We start from the raw sequence: 25,100 nt of genomic DNA on the forward strand, positions 1-25,100 counted from the left end.
CACTTAGGGCCTATGTGAAGCCCAGCTTTTCTAGGAGGTTCGTCCGTGCTTGACAAGGAAACCGTGCTCGCCGCATTGAATACCATCATCGATCCGATGAGCGGGCAAGGGCTGTCTGACGCAGGCATGGTGCGCGCCCTGATCGTGTCGCCCGAACGCGTCGGCTTCATGCTGGAAGTGCCGCAGGACAGGGTCACGCAATATGGGCCGGTCCGTCTGGCGTCCGAGAAACTCTTGGCCCGGCTTGAGGGCGTCACCAAAGCCCAGGTCGTGCTGACCGCCGAAATGGCCCCCAACCCCCAGCCACAAAAGCAGGCTTCAGCCAAGCTATCGGAACGTGCGGTCGAAGATAGCCGTCCCAAGGCGCCGGTTGCCGGTGTGCGTCCTAATCATGTGAAAAAGGTCATCGTCGTCGGCTCCGGAAAGGGCGGCGTCGGCAAATCGACCGTGTCGTTAGGGCTCGCGCTTGGTCTGAATGCGTTGGGCTTACGCGTCGGGTTCCTGGATGCCGACATCTACGGCCCCTCGGCGCCGGTTATGCTGGGGGTTCGTAAACCGCCGGAATTCGGCGATGACAAACTGATGGTACCGCCTGAGGTCTTCGGCCTTAAGGTCAACTCCGTCGGTTTTCTCGTCGATCCGGATCAGGCCATGATATGGCGCGGCCCGATGGCCTCTCAGGCCCTGACGCAGTTGCTGACCCAGACGCGCTGGGGCACGGCGGAAGACCCGCTCGATGTCCTGGTCGTGGACCTGCCGCCAGGCACGGGCGATGTGCAACTGACCCTGACCCAGAAGACGTTGATCGATGGCGCGGTAGTGGTGTCCACGCCGCAGGAAATGGCGCTGGCCGACGCGCGCCGCGCCGTGACCCTGTTCGGCAAGACGGCAATCCCGGTTTTGGGCGTCATTGAGAATATGGCCTATTTTGTCGGCCCGGACGGTGCGGAATTGGAAATATTCGGCCGCGGTGGCGCGCAAAAAATGGCCAGCGCCCTGAAAGTGCCCTTCCTGGGTGATGTGCCGCTCGATCCCGCGCTGCGAAAGGGCTGCGACGACGGCCGGCCCTTCACTGCCGCCGAGCCGGATAGCGAGATGGCGACGCGTTTCAAGATTATCGCCGAGCGTGTTCTGGCCGAAATGAAATAAACAGGACGCGGCAGGTCATATCCACAGGCGAACGCCTTGTCAGCTGAATTACCGTAACTATATCTGCGACAGATACAATCCGGAGCGCCCCATGTCCTTGGATACCCTGTTTTCCCCATTTGCCCTGAAATCGCTGAGCCTGCCGAACCGCATCGTCATGGCGCCCATGACGCGCAATTTTTCACCGGGCGGGGTGCCGAACCAGGCGGTTGCCGACTACTACGAACGCCGCGCGCAAAACAATGTCGGGCTGATCCTGACCGAAGGCACGGTTATTGAGCGGCCGGCCTCCAAGAACGAAGCCAATATCCCCAACTTCTACGGTGACGCGCTCGACGGCTGGGCGAAGGTTGTGGCGGCCGTTCACGCCAAGGGTGGCAAGATTGCGCCGCAAATCTGGCATACCGGGGCCGTTCTGGGAGCGGACGCCGGCTACCGTCCGACGCCGATGGATATGCCATCCGGGATCGCGATCGACGGCAAGACCGTCGGTAATCCCATGTCGGATGCCGATATTGCCGATACAATCGCGGCTTTCGCCGCCGCCGCCGGTAATGCCAAGCGCCTGGGCTTCGACGCCATCGAATTGCATGGCGCGCACGGCTATCTGATCGACGAATTCTTCTGGGCCCTGACCAACAAACGCGACGACGCCTGGGGTGGTGAAACGGTCGGTGAGCGTACACGCTTCGCGGCCGCCATCCTGAAGGCGTGCCGTGCCGCCGTCGGTCCGGACTTTCCAATCATTATCCGTCTGTCGCAATGGAAGGGCGGCGCTTTCGACGCCAAGATCGCCTACACGCCCGCCGAAATGGAAGCTTGGCTGAAACCGTTGGTCGATGCCGGCGCGGACATCCTGCACTGCTCGCAACGTCGTTTCTGGGAGCCGGAATTCGATGGTTCGGACCTGAACTTCGCCGGCTGGGCCAAGAAGTTGACGGGCGTGCCCACCATCACGGTTGGCAGTGTCGGCCTGTCGGGTGAATTCATTGCCGGTTTCGGCGGCGAAGCGTCCCATTCCGTTGCCATCGATGAGGTGCTGAGACGCCTCGATCGCGGTGATTTCGATCTGGTGGCCGTTGGCCGTGCCATCCTGTCCGATCCGGAATGGGTGGAAAAGATCCGCAGCGGTCGTGGCGAAGACGCACGGGGCTTTAGCCGCTCGCTACTGGGCGAACTGTTCTGATCGGAGGCGCGCCGGCTACCATCTTGGTCGCATAACGCCATTATCTCACATTGCCAGCCGCGCCGGAAAGGCGTATCCAAAGCGTGAATTAATTCTCGTAATTTGCGAATTTTTGGAAACGCTTCGTACAGCGGGGAAATGGTCATGGCCCAGATTAAGCCCATTCTGGTATTTGGTAGCATGTTCGCATCCGTCGTGCTGGCGCCGGCACTTGCCGCGCCCGCCAAGAAGACGGACGCCAAGCCCGCCCCGGCGGCTGTGAAGCAGGTGGTGACCGGGCCGGTCGAAAAATACTGGGTCAGCAGCGCGACGACATCGGGTATGGGGCTTGGGGCCGGCAAGCCATCCATGGGGACCATGATGAACATGCTGGGTGGTGGCGACACGGTGAGCCATACCCTCAATTTGCGGCTGGGCTCCAGCCAGGCGGCCAGCGGCGAACCCGCCGCTACGCATCTGCCGCCTCCGGGGTTGAAGGTCAAGGAATTGCCCCTGTACTGGCAGGCGACGCCGACAGGACCGGCGACCCCGGTTGAGGAGCATGAGCAGAAGGCCTACGAGCCACCGAAAGGCAAGATTCTCATATTCTGGGGGTGCGGCGAACACGTGCCCGCCAATCAGCCCGTTGTGGTTGATCTGTCGAAAATCACCGATCCGAGCGCCCGGGGCGCCGAGTTCAAGAAGCTATCGGCGCATTTGACCCTGGACGGCGCTGTCGGGCCACTACCGAGCAATTGGAAGACCTATGCCGAATGGCCCAATCCGAAGTTCAAGCCAAAGGACATCAAGGGCGATTCGTCCCTGGTTGGCGCGCATTCCGTCAAAAGCAATTATGGGCCGCAGATCGACTTTACCCTGGATGCCAATCAGGATTTCATGCCGGCCATCGATGTTACCGGCAATGCGGCAACAGCCAGCGGTGCCAATACCCTGACCTGGGCGCCGATAAATGGCGCCAAGGGAATTGTCGCGACGGCCATTGGTGGAGGTCAGGATACCGTGGTGTTGTGGACTTCGGCCGCCATGCAGACCGATTGGTTCGTGTCGCCGGATTACCTCACCCCGAATGACATTAGCCGGTTACTGGCGAACAAGGCCCTGCTGCCGGGCGAAGCGACCACCTGCACTGTGCCGGCCGAAGCGGTGAAGGCGATGAGCACCGGCATATATGGCATCACGGCCTATGGTCAGGAGGTCAACCTGGTCTATCCGCAGCGCCCGGCGGATCCGAAGCTTGCCTGGAATATCCAGTGGGAAACCAAGGTGCGTTACCGCAGTTCGACCGGCGGGATGCTGGGCCAGAGCCTGGGTGGCACGGCGGCCAATGATAGCAGTGAGGTGACGCCGGCGAACGGCGACAAACCGAAAAAGAAGAAGCGCTCCCTGATGGGCGAAATCGTCAAACAAGGGGTTGGCGGTCTTATCCCGTAAGCCTGCTACGGCCTATTTCACGCGGTCGTAAATTGTCAGCGTGAAGTCGAAATCGTCGTTTTCCGTCTTTTGGAAAGCCTCTTGCGATGTGACGCGCCAGACGGCGGGGTCGATAGCAGGGAAATGGGCATCGCCCTCTACATCGGCATGGACATGGCTGACATAGAGGCGGTCGGCCTTGGCCAGGGTCTGTTCATAGACATTGGCTCCGCCGATGACGCAGACTTCGTCTGCCCCGTCGTCCGCCGCATGTTCGCGCGCAATGTCGAGCGCCTCAAATAACGTTTCGCAGATAATTCCGCCGACCGCTTCCATCTTTGGGTCACGGCTAAGCACAATGTTCAATCGGCCGGGCAGGGGCTTCTTCGGCAGGGAATCCCAGGTGGTCGATCCCATGATGATCGGCTTGAACTGAGTTATTTCCTTGAAGCGCTTCAGATCCGAGCGCAGATGCCACGGCAGTCCGCCCGCCTTGCCGATCACGCCATTGTCGCTCATGGCCACGACGATGGCCAGCCTGACCTGCGCCATCATACGGCGACCGGCGCTTTCAACGCACCGTGCGACTGATAGTTTTCGATAGCGAAATCAGCATAGTCAAAGCCGAACAGATCGGTCTTTGGCGCCATAACCAGTTTCGGGAAAGCGAAGGGCGTGCGTTCCAGCTGCGTCTTGGCCTGTTCGACATGGTTGGCATAGAGATGGACGTCGCCGAAACTATGGACGAAATCACCGACCTCCAGTCCCGCCGCCTGCGCTACCATGTGGGTCAGCAGCGCATAGGAGGCGATGTTGAACGGTACCCCCAGGAAGATATCGGCTGAACGCTGGTAAAGCTGGCACGACAGCCGGCCCTTTCCGTTGTCGCCGGGGGCAACGAAAAATTGGAACAGGCAGTGGCAGGGCGGCAAGGCCATGTCGTCCACCTCGGCCGGATTCCAGGCTGAAATGACGTGGCGGCGCGAATAGGGATTGGTTTTCAGATTTTCCAGCAGCGCTTTCATCTGGTCGATGCTGCGGCCGTCGGGCGCAGCCCATGACCGCCACTGCTTGCCATAGACCGGGCCCAGGTCGCCGTTTTCATCGGCCCATTCATCCCAGATGGTTACTCCGTGATCATGCAGGTATTTGACATTGGTGTCGCCCCGCAGGAACCACAAAAGCTCGACCGCGATCGATTTGAAATGTACCTTTTTTGTCGTGAGAAGCGGAAAGCCCTTGGACAGATCGAAGCGGATTTGCCGCCCGAACAGCCCGGTCGTCCCCGTTCCTGTGCGGTCCGTCCGCGTCACACCATTATCCATGATATCGCGGACAAGATTGAGATACTGGTATTCGGGGTGATCAAACATGGATTATACCGACCTTACGATTCTGTTCGAGTATAGCTAAGGTCAGTCACCAATGCCAATGCCATTACCCGTATATCATGATCGCGATTGCGATCTCTCTATTATCCGCGCCGCCAAGGTGCTGGTCATCGGTTATGGCAGCCAGGGCCGTACCCAGGCGCTTAATGCCCGCGATTCGGGCGTAAGCCAGATCAAGGTGGCGCTGAAGCCGGAGTCGAAAACGCGGACAAAGGCGGAGGCCGACGGTTTCGAGGTTGTGACGGTGGCCGACGGCGTGGCATGGGCCGATGTAATGGTGGTTCTGACCTCGGACGAGGCGCACCAGAAGCTGTTTGCTGAAGAGATGTCGCCGCATCTGCGCGCCGGTCAGGCCCTGATCTTCGCCCATGGTCTGTCGTGCAATTTCGGGCTGGTCAGCCCGCCCGCCGATGTCGATGTCCTGCTGGTGTCGCCCAAGGGGATCGGCCCGCGCATCCGCGACATCTATGTGGCGGGCGACGGGGTGTTTTGCCTGTTCGCCGTTCAGCAGGATGCCACGGGTAAGGCCAAGGGGCTGGGCCTCAGCTTTGCCGCGGCGCTGGGTTGCGGGCGCAAGGGCATATTCGAGACCACCATGAAGGCCGAATGCGAAAGCGACCTGTTTGGGGAGCAGGTGGTGCTGTGCGGCGGTACGCGCGAACTGGTCACCACGGGCTTTCAGACCCTGGTCGATGCCGGCTATCCGGCTGAGGTGGCCTGGTTCGAAACCTGTTACGAGCTCAAGCTGGTCGTCGATCTGCTTTGGGAATTGGGCATGTCGGGCGGGTTCGAGAAGATTAGCAATACGGCGGAATACGGCGCCTATCTGACCGGTCCGCGCGTGATCAACGCCACCAGCCGCGAGGCGATGCAAGGCGTTTTGAAAGACGTCCAGTCGGGTGATTTTGTCCGTCAGTTGATGCGCGATTACAATGCGGGCAGTCCAGACTTGCTTGGCCGGCGCGCGGCTTTGAAAGACAACCCGCTCGATGAAACCCAGCGGTATCTCGATGGCGTGGCGAATGCGGCTAGCTAAGGCTCCTTTCCGTCATTCCGTGTGGGACCGAATATCCCTCCCTTCGCCCCATGACCCATTGGTGAGGGGCTTATGACCGCGGATGCACAGCCAAAACGCGCCGATATTCAAGGCCTGCGCGGGGTCGCCGTGCTGGCGGTGGTGCTGTTCCACCTCAACCCTTCGGCCTTGCCGGGCGGATTTGCCGGCGTCGATATCTTCTTCGTCATTTCCGGCTATCTGATTACCCAAATCCTGCTGAAAGACGACCTGCGTCTGCGCGACTTCTATGTCCGGCGGGTGAGGCGGCTGTTCCCGGCACTCTACGCTGTTTTGGCATTTACACTGGGTGCGGGCTTGCTGATCCTGCCACCGGCTCTGCTGAGCGAATTGGTCTACACCCAGTTCTTTACTACCCTGTTCCTGTCCAATTTCGCCTTTGCCCGCCTGACCGATTACTTTGACAGCGGCGCGGGGCTCAAGCCCTTGCTGCACACCTGGTCTTTGGCGGTCGAGGAGCAGTTTTACCTTATCTATCCGGTCATTCTGCTGGCTGTTCGCCGCTTCGCTGCACGGTTTTTGTGGCCGATCATCGGGCTGCTGGCCTTGCTGTCGCTGGCAGCCGCCCAGTGGTCTGCCAGACCGGAAGCGGCTTTTTATCTCCCCACGACGCGCGCCTTCGAACTTTTGATAGGAGCACTGTGTGTGGCTATTCGCCTCGACTTAAGCGTCGCGATGAAGCGGGCGCTGTCCCTGGCGGGTATTGGGCTGATTGTCTTGAGCCTGATTTGTCTGAATGATCGCCTGCCGTTTCCGGGGCTGTGGGCCTTGCCGCCGTGTCTGGGCGCGGCCCTTTTGCTTGTGACCCGGGATGGCTGGGGCAACCGGTTGATCAGTGCACCGCCCCTCGTCTGGAGCGGCGACATCTCCTATTCCTTGTATCTCTGGCACTGGCCGCTTTTGGTCTTTGCGCGCCTGCTGTTCGGCGATGCGCTCTGGCCAAGCCTTGCCGCTGCGATCCTGGCCTTCGGGCTGGCGGTCCTGTCCTGGCGCTATATCGAACAACCATTTCTGGCCAGGCGCCCGCGTCGCCCATTGGCGATGGCCGGGGGCGCCATTGCGGTATCGATTGCGGCGGCCCTGCTGGTCTTCAATGCCAAGGGGCTGCCGCAACGGTTTAACACTGCCGAACGGGCAGCCTTCGCCGCGGCGGACGACTACAACCCCGATCGCAAGCGGTGTCACCTGGCGCGTGAGGCGCGTGTGGCCTACGCCGATACCTGCGTTTATGGAGCGCCCGGCGTCGCGCCGTCGGTCGCGGTATGGGGCGATAGCGAAGGCGTGGAATTGGCCCGGGCGCTGGGTACGCGTCTGCCTGAATTGGGCGTGCGCCAGATCACTGCCTCGGCCTGCCCGCCAAGCATTGGCTATACCATCGCCTATAATCCCGCTTGCCGCGCCCACAATGCCGACATGCTTTTGCACCTGATGCACGACCGGCGCATAGAGACGGTCGTGCTGACGGCCAACTACCATCGCTATGCCGACGAAAACCTGCCGGCCGTACTGGGCGGGCTGGAACTGAACGCGCTGGATTTGAGCCGCGCCGGCAAACGTGTGGTGATCGTCTATCCCGTACCCGTCTATGACTTCGATCCGCCATCTCAGGTGGGATTGGCCATGCACCTGGGGCGCGATCCGCGCGCCGTTGGGATGAGCCGCGCGCAATTCGATCGCGATAACGCCCAGGTCATCGCGCAACTGGACCGGTTCGTTTCGGCGCATAATCTCGCCGCCATCAGGCCGTCGGATTCGCTGTGCGATGCTGCGCGATGCCGGGTCTATGGCCCAGATGACGGTGTCCTTTATTTCAACGGCCAGCATTTGAGCATGGCGGGCGCAAAGCGGCTGGCGACGCTATTTACCAGCCAAGCGCCGTTTCCCCGCGGAGAATAGCTTCCACCGTCGGCGTGTGTTTGCGTTCACCATCGTCATGCAGGACGAGGGGCGGCAGGAGGCGCAGAGGCGCCTTGCCCAGGCGTTGCGCCTTGACCAGCACGCGCTTGGCATCCTTGTCGGCAAAAGGCAGGATCGGGCGGACGACGAAGGTGCCGCACTTCTTGCCCAGGCCAGTTAAAATGTCAGCGAGGCGATCAGCGCGGTGAATGAAGACAATGTGGCCGCCATCGTTTACGGCGGCCTGCGCGAAGTCGAGCCAGGCCTCCAGCCCATCGTCGGCGATCCAGGCGGCGCGTTTGGTCTCATGCGGCGGGCGCAGCAGGTCCGGATCGTCGAAATAGGGGGGATTGCTGAACACCAGGTCGACGCGCGGTAGATCGAAGGATTTGAAGCCCTTGCCGATATCACCGCGTACGATGGCGACGTCGCCCTCATTCAACGCGATATTTTCCCGCGCCAGGGCGACATAGGCCGCCTCGCGCTCGATACCGGTCAGGGTGAGCCCCGGACACCGCGCCTTAAGCGAAAAGAGCGCACCGCCAACACCGCAGCCCAGTTCCAGCGCCGTCTTGATTTTTGGGATCGTCGCGCAGCCTGCGGCCAAAAGTGCGCCGTCCATGCCGATGCGATAGCCCTTGGTGGGCTGCATCACTTTGACGCGCCCTTCCAGCAGATGCGTCAGGACACCATTCGTGTCAGAATGGGCAGGTGTTTCGCTGTTCATATCCAAATTGTTTTCTAACGCCATGTTTCCGCAAATATAAAAAAAACCGGAGCGCCAACCTGATACCGTCAGGACATAACATGCTCCAGGCGGCCAAACCGTGACCCGGCGGAAACTGTAGCTCTTTTCGTTCCTAAATAATATCGCGGGGCATTGCCTGAGCCGTCAAGGCGGTTTATGGCCTAAAGGTTAAAGTCAGGAGTTAGTAACTTGGATTCGGCCAATATTGATACCGTGCGCCCCGCACCGGAGGCGGCAAAAACCGCTCCCAAGGCCGACGTCAAGGCGCTGGTCACTCTTTGCGATCCGGACATGGTCGCGGTCAACGCCCTGATCACCGAGCGCATGCAATCCGAAGTGGCCGTCATTCCCGCCTTGGCCGCTCATCTGATCGCCGCTGGTGGTAAGCGTTTGCGGCCCCTGTTGTGCGTTGCTGCTGCCCGGCTGTGCGGCACGGACAATACACACCACTACAATCTGTCCGCCGCCGTCGAATTCATTCACACTGCCACACTCTTGCACGACGATGTCGTCGATTCCTCGCAACTGCGTCGCGGCAAGGTCGCCGCACATCTCATCTGGGGTGCGCCGTCTTCGGTTCTCGTCGGTGATTTCCTGTTTGCCCGCGCCTTTGAGCTGATGGTTGAGACGGGCAGCCTGCGGGCGCTCGATATCCTGTCAAAGGCATCGGCCATCATTACCCAGGGTGAAGTCCTGCAACTGATGAAGGCCTTCGATCTGAACCTGACGCAGGCAGACTACATCGAAATCATATCGTCCAAGACTGCCGCCCTGTTCTCAGCCGCGTCGGAAAGCGGCGCCGTAGCGGCGGGCGCTTCGGAAGACAGGATCCAGGCCCTGTACAGCTACGGCCTCAATCTCGGCCTGGCCTTCCAGATTCAGGATGACGTGCTCGATTACCAAGGCTCGGCTGCCGATCTGGGCAAGAATGCCGGAGACGATTTCGCCGAGGGCAAGTCTACCCTGCCGTTGATCCTGGCCATGCGTGCCAGCCGCGACACCGATGCCGCCTTCTGGGATCGCACCATCGGCAAGCGTGAGCAGGCGCCGGGCGATTTCGAACGCGCCCAGGCCTTGATGGCATCTTCGGGCGCGCTCGACGAAGCCCGCGCCGTGGCGCGCGCCTACGCCGAAAAGGCACGCGCCGCCCTGTCGATTTTCGACGCCGGTCCGTGGCGGCAGGCGTTGGAAAATCTCGCCGTCTACAGTGTCGATCGGCAGACCTAGGGCATTGGCGTAGTTTTGTCAGACCTGCCGCCTCTTCACCCGAGCAAGGCCCGTTTTTACGAGCTGGATATTCTGCGCGGTGTAGCGGCGATCATGGTTGTGTTTTATCATTACAAGCACTTCCTGTTGATAAGCGAAACCGCTGGTTTCGACTATGCCGACCTGCCGTTCCAAGATATCCTTATGCCGTTGTACCTGTACGGCCAGTTTTTCGTTGAGCTGTTCTTCGCCATTTCCGGTTACGTCTTCTTTTGGCTTTACGCGGATGCCATCAAAACCCGGCACACTGGCCCGACACGTTTTTTTATTGCCCGCTTCGCCCGGCTTTATCCGCTCTACTTTGTAACGCTTATCGCGGCGGCTGTGCTTCAGATCGCCTATACGCACGTTTCCGGCGCGAGCTTTATCTATTCCGACAACACGCCGTTCAATTTCATTCTCAGCCTGTTCATGGTGCAGCAGTGGTTGCCTGGGGCCGTTCAAACCTTCAATGGTCCCGCCTGGTCGATTTCGGTCGAAGTCTTCCTCTACGCCGTATTTTTCCTGATCTGTTATCTGAGGCGGACGTCATTCTTGGTTCTGATGCTCCTGATTGTCATTGGCCTCAAGATCAAGGAGATGGACTCCTTGAGTGATTTCGCCCGGGGCATGCCGCATTTTTTCATTGGGGGGCTGATCTTCTATCTTGTGCAATGGCTGCGCGCTGATGGGCGGGAAAAAACACGCAAGGCGGTTGCCATCGGTTTGGGAATAGTCTTGCCGGTACTGGCCGTGATTAGTTTCGTGCGGGGATGGGTGCCTGGGCAACTGCATGGGAATGACCTTGTCACCAGCGTTTTTAGCGTTGACAGTTTCATCTACATTTTTCTGCCGCTCTTCCTTTTGCAGGTTGGCCTGATGCAGGGGCATTGGAAGGTCTCGCTAATGAGTCGCGAGACCCTGCATCGATGGTCATGGATCGGCGATATCAGCTACGCGGTTTATTTGATCCATTTCCCTCTGCAACTGGCAATGATGCTTATCTTGTCAGCCGGGGGCGCCGCTACCCGATTGGCAATTTTCAGTTCGCCCCTGACCCTCGTCGGCTTCCTGGCGACCGCCTGCGGACTGGCCTGGCTGAGCCATCGCTATTTTGAAATGCCGATGCAGCGCTTTTTACGTGGCTGGATGGGTGAACATCTGGATAAGCCAAAGGCCGTGGGCTAAAACGAATCCTTGGACTTAATATCGGGAGCAGATCATGGCGGATACCACAGGGGCCTTTGTCGGCCAGGCCACTCAACCGGAAATCCTGCTCTATAGCCGCGCCAACCGGCACGGCCTGATCGCAGGTGCGACCGGCACCGGCAAGACCGTGACCTTGCAGGTCCTGGCCCAGGCCTTTTCCGACGCCGGCGTGCCGGTGTTCGCGGCAGACATCAAGGGGGATTTGTCGGGCGTATCGCAACCCGGCCAGCCCAATGACAAACTGCTGGCGCGCGCCCAGCAGATGAATCTCGAACTGACGCCCGCCGCCGCACCGGTTATCTTCTGGGACCTCTATGGCCAGAAGGGACACCCCATCCGCGCCACCATCTCCGAGATGGGACCTTTGCTGCTCGCCCGGCTCCTGGAACTGAACGATGTGCAGGAAGGCGTGCTCAACATTGCCTTTGCGGTCGCGGACAAGGAAGGCCTGCTCCTGCTCGATCTTAACGACCTGCGCGCCATACTGAGCCATATCTCCGACAACGCCAAGGCGTTGAGCCAGGTCTACGGCCAGGTGTCACCCACGACGGTCGCCACCATCCTGCGGCAATTGCTGACCCTGGAAAATCAGGGGGCGGCGCAGTTCTTCGGGGAACCCGCCCTGCGTCTCGAAGACCTGATGCGCACCAATATCTCCGGAAAAGGCTATATCAACATCCTGGCGTCCGACCGCCTGATGCAAAATCCGAAGCTCTATTCGACCTTTCTGCTGTGGCTGATGTCGGAGCTCTTCGAGGAACTGCCGGAAGTGGGCGACCCGGAAAAGCCACGCCTGGTCTTTTTCTTCGACGAAGCTCACCTTTTGTTCAATGAGGCGTCCAAGGCCTTGCTGCAAAAAATCGAGCAGGTCGTCCGCCTGATCCGCTCGAAAGGCGTGGGAATTTATTTCATTACGCAGAATCCGGCCGATGTTCCGGACACCGTGCTGGGGCAACTGGGCAACCGGGTTCAACATGCCCTGCGCGCCTATACCCCATCGGAACAGAAGGGGCTAAAGGCAGCGGCCGATTCGTTCCGCGCCAATCCCGCCTTCGACACCCTGGAGGTCCTGCAGGCGCTGGGGACGGGGGAGGCGCTCGTCTCGTTGCTGGACGTGAAGGGCATTCCGGCCGTCTGCGACAGGACTCTCATCCGCCCGCCGGCCTCGCGCCTGGGGCCGGTGACCGATCAGGAACGCGCCGATCTTATGGCCAAATCACCGGTCGGTGGCGTTTACGATACGGCCAAGGACCGCGAGTCGGCCTACGAAATCCTGACGGCGCGGATTGCCAAGGCCCAGGCCGACGCGCCGCCACCCCCGCCATCCGCTGAGGAAAAGGCGGCGGCCAAGGCCGCGCTCCAGGCGGCGAAAGAAGAAGAACGTCAGAAGGCCGCCGAAGAAAAGGCGCGCCAGAAGGCGGCGGCCCAGACCATGAAATCGGTCACATCAGTCGCCGTGCCGATTATCCGGTCGATGGGAATAGCCCTGGGCCGTGAATTGCTGCGCGGTCTGATGGGCAACAGCAAACGGCGCTGAGCCCTTAGAGCATCAAATCTAGAGGTCCAGCATGTCCACGGTTTTCCAGACCAGATGCTGGCCGGAGTCGACGCAGATCATCTGACCCGTCACGCTGGGCGCGTTAAGCAGGTACAAAACGGCGGCGGCGACCTCCTCGGGCGAGGTCGGCTTTTGCAGCAGGGTCGATCGCGCCTCGCGGTCGAAATCCTTCTCGCTCTGGTGAATCGATTTCAGGGTCGGGCCGGGACCGACGGCATTGACGCGAATATGCGGCGCCAAGGCCTGTGCCAGGGTGCGCGTCGCGTGCCAGAGGCCGGCCTTCGACATGCTGTAGCTGAAAAAGGGCGGCGATGGTTTCAAGACCCGTTGGTCGATCATATTGATAATCGACGCGCCTGGCCGGATGTCGGGCTGCTGGGCAAAAGCCTGTGCCAACAGAACCGGCGCCAGCAGATTGGTGTCCATATGGGTCTGCCAGCTGTCGATAGTCAGCGTGCGGGCGCGATCGTCGGCGAATACCGACGCATTATTGACAAGCACATCGACGGGGCCAAGCGCATCGCGGGCCTTGCCGATCAAGCCGGGCACCGTGGCGACATCCGACAGGTCACCTTGGATAGGGTGAGCGCGCACACCCAAACCTTCCAGTTCGGCGACAAGCGCCACGGCGTCATCCTGCGAACGGCCGTAATGGACGCCTATATCATAGCCGGCCTTGGCCAGGGCGATGGCGATGGCGCGGCCAATACGCTTGGCGGCGCCAGTGACAAGTGCGGTCTTGTTAGTCAATGCGACCGAAGTCGATGACGTTCATCACGCACATGAAGATCAGGAAAGAAGCGAGAATAGCGATGGCAAGCATGGAAGGACTCCGCGACTATATGGCATTTCGGTTACACGCTCGCACGCGCCGAGACAAGAGCCTCATCACGGATATTTAATCCAGATGCCTGAGTTTGGCGTATTGCGCATGTCATATATTGGAGCCATGCTTAGCCTATGGAAGATTGGAAACGTGTCGTTGAACCCTATTCGCGCCCGCTGTTTTTCGCCTATTCCCGGGCGACGCGTGGCAAGACGCTGGGCGTGCGTGGATTGGTGGTCAACCCCAAGGGCGAGGTGCTGCTGATCGAGCATACCTATCTGCCTGGCTGGTGGTTGCCCGGTGGTGGGGTCGATGCGGGGGAAACCGCCCACGCGGCGGTGGCGCGCGAATTGCGCGAAGAAGCCGGTGTCAATCCGCTCGAACTTCCCCGCCTGCTATCGGTGCATAGCAACGAACAGTTTTTCCCCGGCGATCACGTCCTTCTGTTCCGTGTCGATGCCTTCGAAAACGTGCCGATGACCTCGCACGCCGAGATCAAGAATGTCGGCTTTTTTTCGCTAGACGCCTTGCCGGAAAATATCAATGGCGGCAGCTTGCGGCGCATACAGGAGGCCTTGCAGGGCTTTCCACCAGATCCGCTCTGGTAGAGGTCGCTCTGGTAGACTGGCGGCTACTCCGCCGGTGGTGGGCTGGGGCGAACGGCCAGGTCGCGAACGAAACCGACGAGCTTGCCGTAGTTTTCCCGCGTGAAGACCGGCTTACGGTTTTCCAGCCTCTTGATCAGGTTGCGCGCCCAGGTGCGTGACGGCTTTTCATAATAATAGTGGGTTATCGCGGCAATCCCGACGGACAGGGCGATCGAAATCAGCGCCCAGTTCAGTCGCGAAATGTCGCCAGCCAGTCCCCAGGCCGGTAGAGACTTGAGAATAATCTTCTGGGTCAGGTCGTGCACCAGGTAGAGGGCAAACGATATGACGCCCAGCCAGTAGGCGATACGGCTTTGCAGCAGACGCGCGACCAGGCCTTCGTCATGGCTCAGGCTCATGATGAGCCCGGCGAATACCGCGATCAGCCACAGGTCGGTCGCCTTGTAGCAGAGCAGGACCAGAGCGATCAGCAGGAACAGACCCGACGCTCGCGCCGGGATCAGGTCTTTGAAGCGGAAAGCGACCAGACCGATGTAAAAGGACGCCAGGCAGCGCAGAAGCGTGCCGGGCGCGTAGGAATGTACGACATCCAGTTGCCCGGCATGATGATGGGTATGGGTCATCCAGAACGGCCCAAAGGCGACCCAGGTCAGGACGGCGAAGGCAACCGCGGTGCCGATCAACGCATAACGGCGCGGCATCCACATGGCCAGCATGATGCTGAACGGAAAGAGCAGGTAGGCCGCCCATTCGGTGCTGATCGACCAGGACGGTGGCACGATAGAATAGGCCAAGCCCCAGACGTGGGTCATGGTGATGTTGAAGGGCAGGGCACGCAGGACGTTGTCGTCAAATCGGTAGGTATCGCTGAGCACGGTGGTGATGGCCACGGCGGTGATCAGCGTCATGAGAATGTACAGCGGATATATTCGCGCCAGCCGGACCAGCAGGAACTGTTTGAAATTCTTCAGGGAAAACCCATCGCGGAACCAGTCGGCATAGGTGATCGCCATGACGAAACCGGACAGGATGAAAAACAGGTCCACCGCCATATAGCCGTGGCGGATGAAGGGCTTGATCAGCGACGGAAAGGCCACCAAACCGTTGGCGTGGAAAAAGACGACATAGAGCGCAGCTACGCCACGCAGGCCGGTCAGGGCTTTTATCTCGCGGGATTTTCGCGCGGTCGTCGGGATGGCGGCGGGCGTCATGAAAGCTCGATACTGCTCCGGAAGACGCCCTATATAGGCTATTGTGGGTAGAATACCAATTCACAATCACGTCCGCGTGATTGAACTTTTGTTACACTACGCTGACAGAACAGCGTGGGAATCTGCGCTAAACTCTCCCATATAGACTATGGCGCCCACCCGCTATTGCCTGTTTCCTTGTTTTGCCGCGCGCGTTTTTATATCTCACGACCCCGGTCACGGGCGCGATTCATGTTAAGTCTCTTGTGTAATGCCCGAATCCGACGACACCGAAATCATCATCGCGACACCTACCGGCTTTCCGGACAGCCCGGAAGACGCGCCGCTGATCGGTGCGGAACTGATCCGGCGCGAAGCGGCCCTGGCGCCTGACAAGCCAGGCGTATACCGGATGCTGGGCGCCGATGGCGAAGTGCTATACGTCGGTAAGGCGAAGTCGCTGAAGAAGCGCGTTCTGCAATACGCGCAAGGCCGTTTCCATACCCAGCGCATCGCCCGCATGGTCGCCTTGACGCGCGAAATGGTCCTGCTGCGCACCGACACCGAAGGCGAGGCGCTTCTGCTCGAAGCCCGTCTGATCAAGGCGCTCAAGCCGCGGTACAATGTTCTGCTGCGCGACGACAAGATGTTCGCCGAAATCCTGGTGCGCAAGGACCACGAAGCGCCGCAAATTACCAAGCATCGCGGCGCCCATTCAATTCCGGGCGATTATTTCGGTCCGTTCGCCTCGACCAATGCCGTCAACCAGACGCTGGACACCTTGCAAAAGGCGTTTCTGCTGCGCACCTGCACCGACAGTGTCTACACCGCCCGCACGCGCCCCTGCATGTTGCACCAGATCAAGCGCTGCTCAGCACCGTGCACGGGCGTGATCAGTTTGCCCGACTATAACGATCTGGCGCGTCAGGCGCATGATTTCCTGCGCGGCAAAAGCCGTGCCGTCATCGAACGCCTGTCGAAAGAGATGATGCAGGCCTCCGACGACATGGATTTCGAACGGGCCGCCCACCTGCGTGATCGGGTGCGGGCTTTGAATCACGTCTCGCTGTCATCCTCTGTCGATCTGGGTGATGAAGAAGCCGATGTCTTTGCCGTCTTCAACGAAGGGGGGGCGGCCTGCGTTCAGGTCGTCTTCTATCGCGCCGGCCAGAACTGGGGTGATCGCGCCTATTTCCCGCGCATCGACCAGGAAGACGATGCCGGAGGTATTCTCGACGCCTTTCTGGGACAGTTTTACCAGGACCGCCAGGTGCCGCGCCTGGTTCTGGTGTCGCATGACCTGCATGAGCCTGATTTGATGATGGAGGCCTTGTCGCTCAAGGCGGATCGGAAAGTGCAGGTGCTGCGGCCAAGACGCGGCGGCAAGTGCGAGGTCGTCCAGAGCGCTCTGAATAATGCCCGCGCCGCCCTCGGACGCAAACTGGCCGAAACCAGTGCGCAATCGAAACTGCTTCAGGGTGTCTGCCAGGCGTTCGGCTTAGATGCGCCGCCGACACGGATTGAGGTGTACGATAACTCCCACCTGGGCGGCATCCATGCGGTGGGGGGCATGATTGTCGCCGGACCGGAAGGGTTCCTGAAAAGCCAGTACCGCAAGTTCACCATCCGCGATCTCGATACCGTGCCGGGCGACGATTACGCCATGATGGCCGAAGTGTTCCGCCGTCGTTTCATGCGCCTGGTCAGGGCCAAAGACGATCCCGCCGCCGCCGAAGGGTTTGGAAGGCCCGATCTGGTGCTTGTCGACGGTGGCCAGGGGCAATTGGATGCGGTCATGACGGTGATGCAGGAACTCGGCATGACCGATATCCGGATTGTCGGCGTTGCCAAGGGGCCGGACCGCGACGCCGGCATGGAGCGCTTCTTCATGCCGGGGCGTCTGCCGTTCATGATGGAGCCGAAGTCACCGGTTCTCTATTACCTGCAACGCCTGCGCGACGAAGCGCACCGCTATGCCATCGGCGCCAACCGGCAAAAGCGCGACGCCGCCATTACCAAGAATCCGCTGGATGAAATTGACGGCATCGGCGCCAAGCGCAAGCGCGCGCTGCTGGCGGCCTTCGGATCCGGGCGTGAGGTTGGCCGCGCCACAGTCGATGAATTGATGAAGATCGAAGGCGTCAGCGCGGCCCTGGCCCAGAAAATCTACGACTTCTTTCACGTCGGAACGTAGGTGCATGACCAAAAACGACCGCAAACCGTGGCAAACCGGATAAAACACTTGGTGCCTGATTTTTCTTGGTTAGAATGCCGCTAAACCTCTGCAACCCTGAGAAACGACGCATTCATGACCGGCGAAAAAGTCAATCCGATACCTAATTTGCTCACCGGAATCCGGCTCGTTTTCGGCGTCGTCATCTTTGTTTTGCTGGCGGGCATGGCCGGCGGCATCCCCTTCATCCAGGCGCAATCCGACGTTTTGTTCAGTATGCAGCGTTGGGGCGTCTACGTATTTGTCATCGCCGCCCTGACCGACCTGTTCGATGGCGTTCTGGCGCGCAAGCTCAAGGCCGAAAGCCGGTTGGGCGCCATTCTGGATCCGATTGCCGACAAGATCCTTGTCTGCGGCACCATTCTGGGCGTGTTCGCCATCCATTCGGGCGATCCGTTCTTTGCCCTTCCGGCCGCCTTCATCCTGTTCCGGGAATTTGCCGTCAGCGCGCTGCGGGAAGCCGCCGCAGCGAAGGGGGTCAAGGTGCCGGTCAGTTTCCTGGGCAAGATCAAGACGACCGTGCAACTGGTGGCGCTTGGCCTGCTTTTGTTCGCCGACGCCTGGTCGGCCTTCGGGCTGCAACCGGATGGTTCTACTGCGGTTCTGATGACCGCCTATGCGCTTGTTTGGATTGCGGCGATTATTTCACTGTGGACAGGCATAGCCTATTTCATCGCGGCCCAGAAAGACTTGTAAGGGGAGCACTATAAGGAAGGTACAAGGACGCGACCGATAGGTTTGTGTTCGGAAACGGACAAATCGGCCGGTGCTTTGGAAGCATATTTCGACAGTGCAACCTATGTTACGCCGATTTAATTAGACCTTTATCGAAAACTTATAGATGTTGCCGCTTGGAAGCCTTGTCTCAAAAGTGGTAATATGTCCCTCGCTCTCTCCACCATACTGTATGAGTGGCGTCGATATTTCGGCGCCGTCATCGCCCTTGCCGTCGCCGGACTCCTCGTCCTGGCGATGACCGGCATGTTCATGGGCATGGCTAAATCGTTTACCGCCACGATTGAACGGTCACCGGCCCAGATCTTGATCCTGCCGCCGCAGGCCGATGGCATATTCGGCGATACCGGTCAGGCCCGTCGCCTGATCCCCATGGTTTATCAGCACCCGGATGTTGCTGAAGTCCAGCCCATGGTCATGAACTGGGCGAACTGGTCCAACTTCCCCAGGGACGGCCAGCCGTCGAAAAGTGATGGCGTCAGGGTGGTCGTGGTGGACCCGGTCCGGGGCGCGGTAACCATGCCGAGCGATTTTTCCGACGCCACGATCGACGCCTTGAAGGAACCCTTCGCGGTTATCCTCGACCGCTCGAGCTTGGGTAAACTGGGCGTTCAGGTCGGTGACAAGGCCAAGATGAACGGACGTACCGTAACGGTGGCCGGCGTGGTCGATGGCTATCCGAACATGTTCAACACCCAGGTCTTCACCTCGTACCAGACGGCAAAGCTGCTCTATGTCGCCAGTGATGGCCCCCGCGTCGGCCCACTGCTGGTCAAGTTGCGCGACCCAACCCGCTCCATAGCGGTTGCCGCCGAACTGAACACCATGGGTGCCGGCCAGTACAAGGCCTGGACGCGTGAGGAGCTGGCCAAGACGTCCCAGGTCGGTATGCTCAAGGAAGGCGGCATTGCGGTCATCCTCGGCTTCATGGCGGTTGTCGGCGTCTTCATCGGCATTGTCATCACCTGGCAAACCCTGCAAGGCGCCATCATGGCCAATATCAAGGAGTTCGCCTCCCTGCGTGCGCTCGGCGTCTCCATGGGGAGCCTGCGCCTGATCATCATGGAACTCAGCTTCTGGGTCGGGGTGGCGGGGCTTTTCCTCACCGTAGCCCTCGTGGCCGGCGTGGCTGCTCTGGCCAAGATGGGCGGCGTGCCCATGGACTTCCCGTTGTTCATCGACATTCCTGTTGGGATCATGCTGATGATCATCGCCATCCTGTCGGGCCTCTTCTCGCTCGGCGTCCTCAAGAAAAGCCAGCCCGCGGATTTGTTACGATGACTATTGGTACACTTGCGCTGGACGCAAAAGGGCTGTCAAAAAGCTACAAGATCGGCAAGCTGAAGCAGGCCGTGCTGAAAAACGTCGATTTCAACGCCTATCACGGTCAGGTCACCATGGTGATGGGGCCATCGGGTTCGGGTAAATCCACCCTGATCGCAGCTCTGTCCGGCCTGATGAAGCCCGACGAAGGTGAGGTCATGGCCTTGGGCGAAAGCCTGTGGAAGAAGAAGCGGGGCAAGATCGACAAGTTCCGCCTCGATCACTGCGGCTTCATTTTCCAGGGGTTCAACCTGTTCCCGGCCCTAAGCGCGACCGAGCAGGTCGAACAGGTGCTTAAGTACTGCAAGGTGCCGCAAGCGGAATCCCGCCGCCGCGCCAAGGAAGTTCTGGAGTCCGTTGGCCTCGGTCACCGGCTCAAGCAATATCCGGCGGAACTGTCCGGTGGTGAAAAGCAGCGCGTCGCCATCGCCCGGGCTCTGGCCAAGGAGCCGCAACTTATCTTCGCCGACGAACCGACATCGGCCCTCGATTCGGTCAGCGGCCAGGTGGTCATCAAACTTCTTCATCAGGCGGCCAGGGAACGGGGGGCTGCGGTTGTCGTCGTGACCCACGACCCGCGCCTGGAAGCCTATGCCGACCGCGTCATTCACATGGAAGACGGAAAAATTCTGAGCGATACCCTGATCGCCGAACCGACCGTCCACGCCTAATTTAAAGAGCCAGAGAAACCATATGTCTCGTAAATTCGCCACCTCCACCACTCTCCTTTTCGGCCTGCTGGCCCTGGGCGCCGTTTCCATGACCGCTTGCCAGCCGCCGGGCGCGCCTGGCGGCAAGCCCGGTGACGCAACCGCCGCCGTCAAGGCGCCGCCGTCGCCCTACGCTGCCATCGCCGCCGGTAAGGTCGATGTCGATGGTGGGGTCGTCGAGGTGGCCGCCCGCCGCGCCGGTATCGTCGAACAGGTCTATGTCCAGGAAGGCGATGTCGTTACCAAGGGCCAGGTTCTGGCGCGTCAGGAAGACGAAGACACCCTTCTGGCCGTCAATAACTCGCGCGCCGCCGTCAACCAGGCCCAGAGCCAACTCGCTCTGATCCAGGTGCAGATCCGCACGGCTCAGCGCGAGTATGAACGCCTCGCCAAGCTGGCCCCGACCAATTTCGTCGCGCAGCAGAAGCTGGATCAGGCCCGTGACGCTATCGACACCGCCAAGGCGACCCTGGAAGCCCAGCAGGCCGCCGTAGCGACTGCCCGCGCGCAGTTGGCCCAGGCGGAATATCAGCAGGACCTCACCATCATCCGCGCGCCGATGGACGGGAAAATTATCCGCCGTTACGCAAATCCGGGTGCCGGCGCTTCGACTCTGAACGTTTCGACCATGTTCGACCTGGAACCCGCCATTCCGCACATTATCCGGTCTGAAATCGTCGAAAGTGCTATTCCGTCTGTGTCGGTTGGTCAGGAAGCGGAAATCGTTCCGGAAGCGGATCCGAGCAAGTTATACGTCGGCAAGGTCATACGCGTCGCCGCTACGTTTGGCGCGCGCAAGCTGAAATCCGACGGAGGCAACGAAGCCTCAGATGAGCGCGTGGTCGAGGTCGTCGTATCGGCTGACAACACGCCGTTCCTGATCGGTCAGCGCGTACTGGTCAAGTTCATGAAGCCGGGTGAACATGCGGGCGCCAAGCGTGAGGCGCCCAAGCCCGTCACACCTGCGAAGAAGTAGCTCCATCACTAGGAGCGCTGACGGTTAAAAAATTTACGCTTGAATGCTAGAGAGACAGGGTGAAACCTGTCTCTTTTGCCGTCTTCAAGCCTGCCGACACTGTCGCTTCCGTGCCGCGCGCCGGTGGTGCCAGTCTCGATGTCCTGCGCTTCCTGGCCGCCGGTTTCATTCTGTTGTTTCACTACGGATCGAACGCACCGGTCAATCTGGGCACCTTGATGCCGGTCTTCAGCGAAGGTTGGCTGGCGACCGATTTCTTCCTTCTGCTGTCCGGCTATATCCTGTCGCGCGCCTATGGGCAGCGGCTGGTGACGTCGCATATGCGGCGCACGCATTTTTTCCTGCGCCGGTTTGCGCGCCTATGGCCGTCGCACATCCTGGTCCTGTTGGTCTTCGGCCTGTTCATATGGGCATCGTCGGCGGCCGGGTTTCCGCCAAATCATCCGGACAAATACCGCCTTTGGGATTTTATTGCCCAGGCCTTTCTGGTGCATGGCTGGGGTATCTCGCACAATGCGGCGTGGAATGTGCCGACCTGGACCCTTTCGGCGCTACTGGTCTGCTACGCTCTTTTCAGTCTGTATGTACCGCTCCTCTACGGAAGGTCTCGGCGGGTTCTGGCGATAATGGCCTGCGCGGTTGTGTTGGCGGCCCAGGGGCTGGCAGCCGGCCTGGCGCATCATGCCTTTGTCGACCTGCCCTTCGCCTGGGGGCTTCTGCGTGCTATCCCCTTGTTCGTATTGGGCAATCTGATCGAACGCCTGACGGCCGGTATGACTGTTTCTAAGGCGGGGTACTTGTTAGGCATCTGTGTAGCGATGGCCGGTATTGCGGTCCTGTGTGCGCTGCCGCGCGGCACTATCTGCGATAGCCTGGTGCTTATGCTTCTGGCCCTTGTCCTGGCGGTGTCGGGCGGTGTCGCGTTTCACGAGACAACAGCTACTCACCGTATGGGGCGCGCATCGTTTGCCCTGTTCCTTACCCATTCCCTGGTCGGTGCGGTCTGGTTCGGCCTCAGTCCCCGGCTTATCGCCCATTTCGGTCTGTCCCAGCCAGAACAATGGCTGCTGTGGGGCGCAGGCGTCCTTGCGGCCCTCGTCACGGCCTTCCTGTTCGACGCATGGGTCGACAAGCCGCTGAGTCAGCGCGTCTCGAAGCTGTCATTCATCAAGGGCGGTATTTAAAGTAATCGGCGTAATGCTTAAACCGCGTCCAGACCGATGTCGAAGTTCGGTGCGGAATGGGTAAGAGCGCCAACCGAAATGACATCCACCCCGGTTTCGGCGATCGCGCGAACCGTGTCCAGGTTGACCCCGCCAGAGGCTTCCAGAATAGTCTTGCCCCCCAAGGACGGATCATGCGCCAGGGCAACCGCTTCGGCATACATATCCAGGCTGAAGTTATCGAGCAGCAGTACGTCTGGTCCGTAGGGCAGGGCCTGCTTAAGCTGGGCGATGCTGTCCACTTCGATTTCGATCTTCATGGTATGGCCGACATCGGCCTTGGCGCGTTCCATGGCCGGGCCGACGCCGCCGCAGATGGCGATGTGGTTGTCCTTGATCAGGATGGCATCATCCAGCCCATAGCGGTGATTGTAGCCGCCGCCGCATTTGACGGCGTGCTTCTGCAGACCGCGCAGCATGGGCATGGTCTTGCGCGTGCAGGCGATGCGAGTCTTCAACCCCTCGACCGTCCGGACATACTGCGACGTCAGGGTGGCGACACCGGACAGATGGCACAACAGGTTGAGCGCGACACGCTCCCCCGCCAATATGGCGCGCGCCTTGCCTTCGACTCGGGCGATGACGTCGCCGGGATTGACGGCACTGCTGTCCGGCAGCAGAATTTCAAAGCGGATTTGCGGGTCCATCAGGCTCATGGCCAAACGAGCGCAGTCGATGCCGGCCGATATACCGGCCTTGCGGGCTTTGAATTCCGCCTTGAAGCGCGCATTCGGCGGGATGACCGCCTGGGCGGTCACATCGCCAGCCAGCCCCAGGTCTTCACGCAGGGCGTCGCGGATGATCGGTTCGATCAGGAGGTCAGGCAATCCTGTGATGAACATTCTGTCGTTTCCCCAGCTCTGTTTTGGACTTCCGCCCATGTTATATAGGTGCGCTTGCCCTCGACATCGGTCTGGGGGTAGTCGCTGCGATAATGAGAACCGCGACTCTCGCGGCGATGCAAGGCGCAAGTGGCGATCAGGCGCGCATTGACGAGGGCTAGCGCACCGGGATAGCGCAGATCGAGCGTATCGACGAGACCGAGCAGGGCGGTCAACCCCGCTTCGTTGCGGACCACACCCGCCTGATGGCTCATTTTATCGCGCAGGGCTTGAAGATCGGCGGGCGCCAGGACGGGCGGTAGAAGCGGGCGGATCGCCGCGTCGCTATCCGGCGCGAAGGCGGCGGTGTGCAGGTCGGTCGTCGCGGCTATGCCGATGCGCTCCCCGAAGGCGGCGGCTTCAAGCAGGCTGTTCGACGCCAGGCGATTGGCGCCATGCACGCCCGTGGAGGCGCATTCCCCGACCGCAAACAGGTTCTTCAAGGAGGTACGGCCGTCAATGTCGGTGCGGATGCCGCCCATGTGGTAGTGGGCCGCGGGGGCGACCGGCATGGGCTGGACGCGCGGGTCGAGACCTTGCGCCATGCAGGAGGCGAAGACGGTCGGGAATTCGGCCGGAAAATGATCGCCGATGGCCGCGCGCGCATCCAGGAAGGCCCCGCCGTTCAGGTCGGCCTTGTGAACGGCCCGCGCCACGATATCGCGCGGCGCCAATTCGCCATCGGGGTGGTCGTCGAAGACGAAGCGGTGGCCGGTCTTGTCAATCAGGGTTGCCCCTTCGCCGCGTAGGGCCTCCGTGGCCAGCGGCGCTGGGTCGAGCCCGAATTTCAGCGCGGTTGGGTGGAATTGGACGAATTCAGGATCGGCGATCACCGCACCGGCCAGGGCGGCCATCGCCATGCCTTCGCCGCGCAGATTGGCCGGATTTGTGGTCACGGCGAACAGTCCGCCGGAGCCGCCGCTGGCCATGATAACAACCGGCGCATAGACTTCGATACGGCGACCGCCATAGTCGACGACCGCGCCGATGACGGTCTGGTCGTCGGACTTGATCAAGCCCAGGGCGAAGGCCGGCTCCCAGATTTCGATATGCGGGGCGGCAAGCGCGGTATTGACCACGGCTTCCAAAATGGCCTTTCCGGCCAGGTCGCCGCCGACCCGGGCGACGCGGGCCAGACCGTGAGCGGCTTCGCGGTTGAGGACGAAAGAGCCGTCCGCCTTGTGATCGAAGGGCGCGCCCATGGCATTCAGTTTGTGCACCGTGCCGGGGCCCATTTCGGTCAGGGTCTTGGCCGCCAGCTCATCGACGATACCGGCCCCGGCATTGATGGTGTCGGTTTCATGGTCTTTGGGCGAATCTTCCGGCGACAAGGCCGCGGCGATACCGCCCTGCGCCCATGCCGAAGAGCAGGCGACGCCTAGAGCGACGGGTGCCAGCACGAGGGTAGCGTGCGGCGCTGTGTTCAACGCCACGCTTAGCCCGGCCAGACCGGCGCCGATGACCAGGGGGCCATGATGAATATGAATTTCAGTGGCCATGTCGGCCTCCTTTGCCTCTCGCCCTTGGA

The 25,100-nt window shown here is 60.5% G+C and carries 22 protein-coding genes; 15 read left to right on the top strand and 7 right to left on the bottom strand.

Annotated elements, in window-relative coordinates; translation table 11 throughout:
* The first annotated feature begins 45 nt into the window (after window positions 1–45).
* The 3 genes from RCJ00_RS16995 (at window position 46) to RCJ00_RS17005 (ending at window position 3,766) form a co-directional block, all read left to right on the top strand.
* Window positions 46–1,149: an Mrp/NBP35 family ATP-binding protein gene (locus RCJ00_RS16995; protein WP_316223431.1), complete on the top strand. Its 1,104-nt coding sequence runs from the start codon at window positions 46–48 to the stop codon at window positions 1,147–1,149.
* 91 nt (window positions 1,150–1,240) lie between these two features.
* A complete protein-coding gene (locus RCJ00_RS17000; RefSeq protein WP_316223433.1) occupies window positions 1,241–2,335 on the top strand; it encodes an NADH:flavin oxidoreductase in 1,095 nt (364 codons plus the stop codon).
* Window positions 2,336–2,479: 144 nt separating this feature from the next.
* Window positions 2,480–3,766, top strand: a complete 1,287-nt coding sequence (locus RCJ00_RS17005; protein ID WP_316223435.1) for a hypothetical protein — start codon at window positions 2,480–2,482, stop codon at window positions 3,764–3,766.
* 12 nt (window positions 3,767–3,778) lie between these two features.
* On the opposite strand, the gene RCJ00_RS17010 is transcribed toward RCJ00_RS17005, so the two are convergent.
* Together RCJ00_RS17010 and RCJ00_RS17015 are read right to left on the bottom strand one after the other, a co-directional pair.
* A complete protein-coding gene (locus tag RCJ00_RS17010; RefSeq protein ID WP_316223633.1) occupies window positions 3,779–4,297 on the bottom strand; it encodes a dihydrofolate reductase in 519 nt (172 codons plus the stop codon).
* Window positions 4,297–5,118, bottom strand: a complete 822-nt coding sequence (locus RCJ00_RS17015; RefSeq protein ID WP_316223436.1) for a thymidylate synthase — start codon at window positions 5,116–5,118, stop codon at window positions 4,297–4,299. The genes RCJ00_RS17010 and RCJ00_RS17015 overlap by 1 nt, the downstream gene beginning before the upstream one ends.
* A gap of 58 nt (window positions 5,119–5,176) precedes the next feature.
* Here RCJ00_RS17015 and ilvC point away from each other — a divergent pair, with 58 nt between their 5' ends.
* Both ilvC and RCJ00_RS17025 read left to right on the top strand, forming a co-directional pair.
* Window positions 5,177–6,172, top strand: coding sequence for a ketol-acid reductoisomerase (gene ilvC, locus RCJ00_RS17020; RefSeq protein ID WP_316223437.1), 996 nt, complete (start codon window positions 5,177–5,179; stop codon window positions 6,170–6,172).
* Window positions 6,173–6,244: 72 nt separating this feature from the next.
* Window positions 6,245–8,107, top strand: coding sequence for an acyltransferase family protein (locus RCJ00_RS17025; RefSeq protein WP_316223438.1), 1,863 nt, complete (start codon window positions 6,245–6,247; stop codon window positions 8,105–8,107).
* Here the strand turns inward: RCJ00_RS17025 and RCJ00_RS17030 are convergent.
* Window positions 8,073–8,834 (bottom strand): tRNA1(Val) (adenine(37)-N6)-methyltransferase, encoded by a 762-nt coding sequence (locus RCJ00_RS17030; protein ID WP_316223439.1) that lies wholly within the window; start codon window positions 8,832–8,834, stop codon window positions 8,073–8,075. The genes RCJ00_RS17025 and RCJ00_RS17030 overlap by 35 nt on opposite strands.
* Window positions 8,835–9,044: 210 nt before the next feature.
* On the opposite strand from RCJ00_RS17030, the gene RCJ00_RS17035 reads away from it, so the two are divergent.
* Genes RCJ00_RS17035 through RCJ00_RS17045 form a run of 3 tightly spaced genes read left to right on the top strand, consistent with a single transcriptional unit; the run spans window position 9,045 to window position 12,846 of the window.
* Window positions 9,045–10,082, top strand: coding sequence for a polyprenyl synthetase family protein (locus RCJ00_RS17035; RefSeq protein ID WP_316223441.1), 1,038 nt, complete (start codon window positions 9,045–9,047; stop codon window positions 10,080–10,082).
* A 15-nt stretch (window positions 10,083–10,097) separates the two neighbouring features.
* Window positions 10,098–11,288: an acyltransferase family protein gene (locus RCJ00_RS17040; RefSeq protein ID WP_316223443.1), complete on the top strand. Its 1,191-nt coding sequence runs from the start codon at window positions 10,098–10,100 to the stop codon at window positions 11,286–11,288.
* A gap of 34 nt (window positions 11,289–11,322) precedes the next feature.
* On the top strand, window positions 11,323–12,846 hold the full coding sequence (locus tag RCJ00_RS17045) for a helicase HerA-like domain-containing protein (protein WP_316223444.1): 1,524 nt from the start codon (window positions 11,323–11,325) through the stop codon (window positions 12,844–12,846).
* Between the two features lie 18 nt (window positions 12,847–12,864).
* Here the strand turns inward: RCJ00_RS17045 and RCJ00_RS17050 are convergent, their stop codons facing one another.
* Entirely contained in the window at window positions 12,865–13,617 is a 753-nt protein-coding gene (locus RCJ00_RS17050; protein WP_316223445.1) for an SDR family oxidoreductase, read from the bottom strand.
* 210 nt (window positions 13,618–13,827) lie between these two features.
* Between RCJ00_RS17050 and RCJ00_RS17055 the strand changes: the two genes are divergently transcribed.
* The gene (locus RCJ00_RS17055; protein ID WP_316223446.1) at window positions 13,828–14,301 is read left to right on the top strand and encodes an NUDIX domain-containing protein; all 474 of its coding nucleotides are present in this window, start codon (window positions 13,828–13,830) and stop codon (window positions 14,299–14,301) included.
* A 23-nt stretch (window positions 14,302–14,324) separates the two neighbouring features.
* Here RCJ00_RS17055 and RCJ00_RS17060 read toward each other — a convergent pair whose 3' ends face one another.
* On the bottom strand, window positions 14,325–15,512 hold the full coding sequence (locus RCJ00_RS17060) for an acyltransferase family protein (RefSeq protein WP_316223447.1): 1,188 nt from the start codon (window positions 15,510–15,512) through the stop codon (window positions 14,325–14,327).
* 250 nt (window positions 15,513–15,762) lie between these two features.
* Between RCJ00_RS17060 and uvrC the strand changes: the two genes are divergently transcribed.
* The 6 genes from uvrC (at window position 15,763) to RCJ00_RS17090 (ending at window position 22,652) form a co-directional block, all read left to right on the top strand.
* Window positions 15,763–17,685: an excinuclease ABC subunit UvrC gene (gene uvrC, locus RCJ00_RS17065; RefSeq protein ID WP_316223448.1), complete on the top strand. Its 1,923-nt coding sequence runs from the start codon at window positions 15,763–15,765 to the stop codon at window positions 17,683–17,685.
* 114 nt (window positions 17,686–17,799) lie between these two features.
* Window positions 17,800–18,420: a CDP-diacylglycerol--glycerol-3-phosphate 3-phosphatidyltransferase gene (gene pgsA / locus RCJ00_RS17070; RefSeq protein WP_316223450.1), complete on the top strand. Its 621-nt coding sequence runs from the start codon at window positions 17,800–17,802 to the stop codon at window positions 18,418–18,420.
* 183 nt (window positions 18,421–18,603) lie between these two features.
* Window positions 18,604–19,740 carry an ABC transporter permease gene (locus RCJ00_RS17075; protein ID WP_316223452.1) on the top strand — a complete coding sequence of 379 codons (1,137 nt, stop codon included), beginning with the start codon at window positions 18,604–18,606 and terminating at the stop codon, window positions 19,738–19,740.
* Complete coding sequence (locus RCJ00_RS17080) at window positions 19,737–20,453, top strand: ABC transporter ATP-binding protein (protein WP_316223453.1); 717 nt, start codon at window positions 19,737–19,739, stop codon at window positions 20,451–20,453. Before RCJ00_RS17075 ends, RCJ00_RS17080 begins: the two co-directional genes overlap by 4 nt.
* Before the next feature lie 22 nt (window positions 20,454–20,475).
* Window positions 20,476–21,468, top strand: coding sequence for an HlyD family secretion protein (locus tag RCJ00_RS17085; RefSeq protein ID WP_316223454.1), 993 nt, complete (start codon window positions 20,476–20,478; stop codon window positions 21,466–21,468).
* A gap of 59 nt (window positions 21,469–21,527) precedes the next feature.
* The gene (locus RCJ00_RS17090) at window positions 21,528–22,652 is read left to right on the top strand and encodes an acyltransferase family protein (protein ID WP_316223456.1); all 1,125 of its coding nucleotides are present in this window, start codon (window positions 21,528–21,530) and stop codon (window positions 22,650–22,652) included.
* A 17-nt stretch (window positions 22,653–22,669) separates the two neighbouring features.
* On the opposite strand, the gene nadC is transcribed toward RCJ00_RS17090, so the two are convergent.
* Together nadC and RCJ00_RS17100 are read right to left on the bottom strand one after the other, a co-directional pair.
* On the bottom strand, window positions 22,670–23,533 hold the full coding sequence (gene nadC, locus RCJ00_RS17095; RefSeq protein WP_316223458.1) for a carboxylating nicotinate-nucleotide diphosphorylase: 864 nt from the start codon (window positions 23,531–23,533) through the stop codon (window positions 22,670–22,672).
* Window positions 23,503–25,071, bottom strand: coding sequence for an L-aspartate oxidase (locus RCJ00_RS17100; RefSeq protein WP_316223459.1), 1,569 nt, complete (start codon window positions 25,069–25,071; stop codon window positions 23,503–23,505). Before RCJ00_RS17100 ends, nadC begins: the two co-directional genes overlap by 31 nt.
* Between the last annotated feature and the right edge of the window lie 29 nt (window positions 25,072–25,100).

Source organism: Asticcacaulis aquihabitans (assembly GCF_032490435.1).
Classification (GTDB): domain Bacteria; phylum Pseudomonadota; class Alphaproteobacteria; order Caulobacterales; family Caulobacteraceae; genus Asticcacaulis.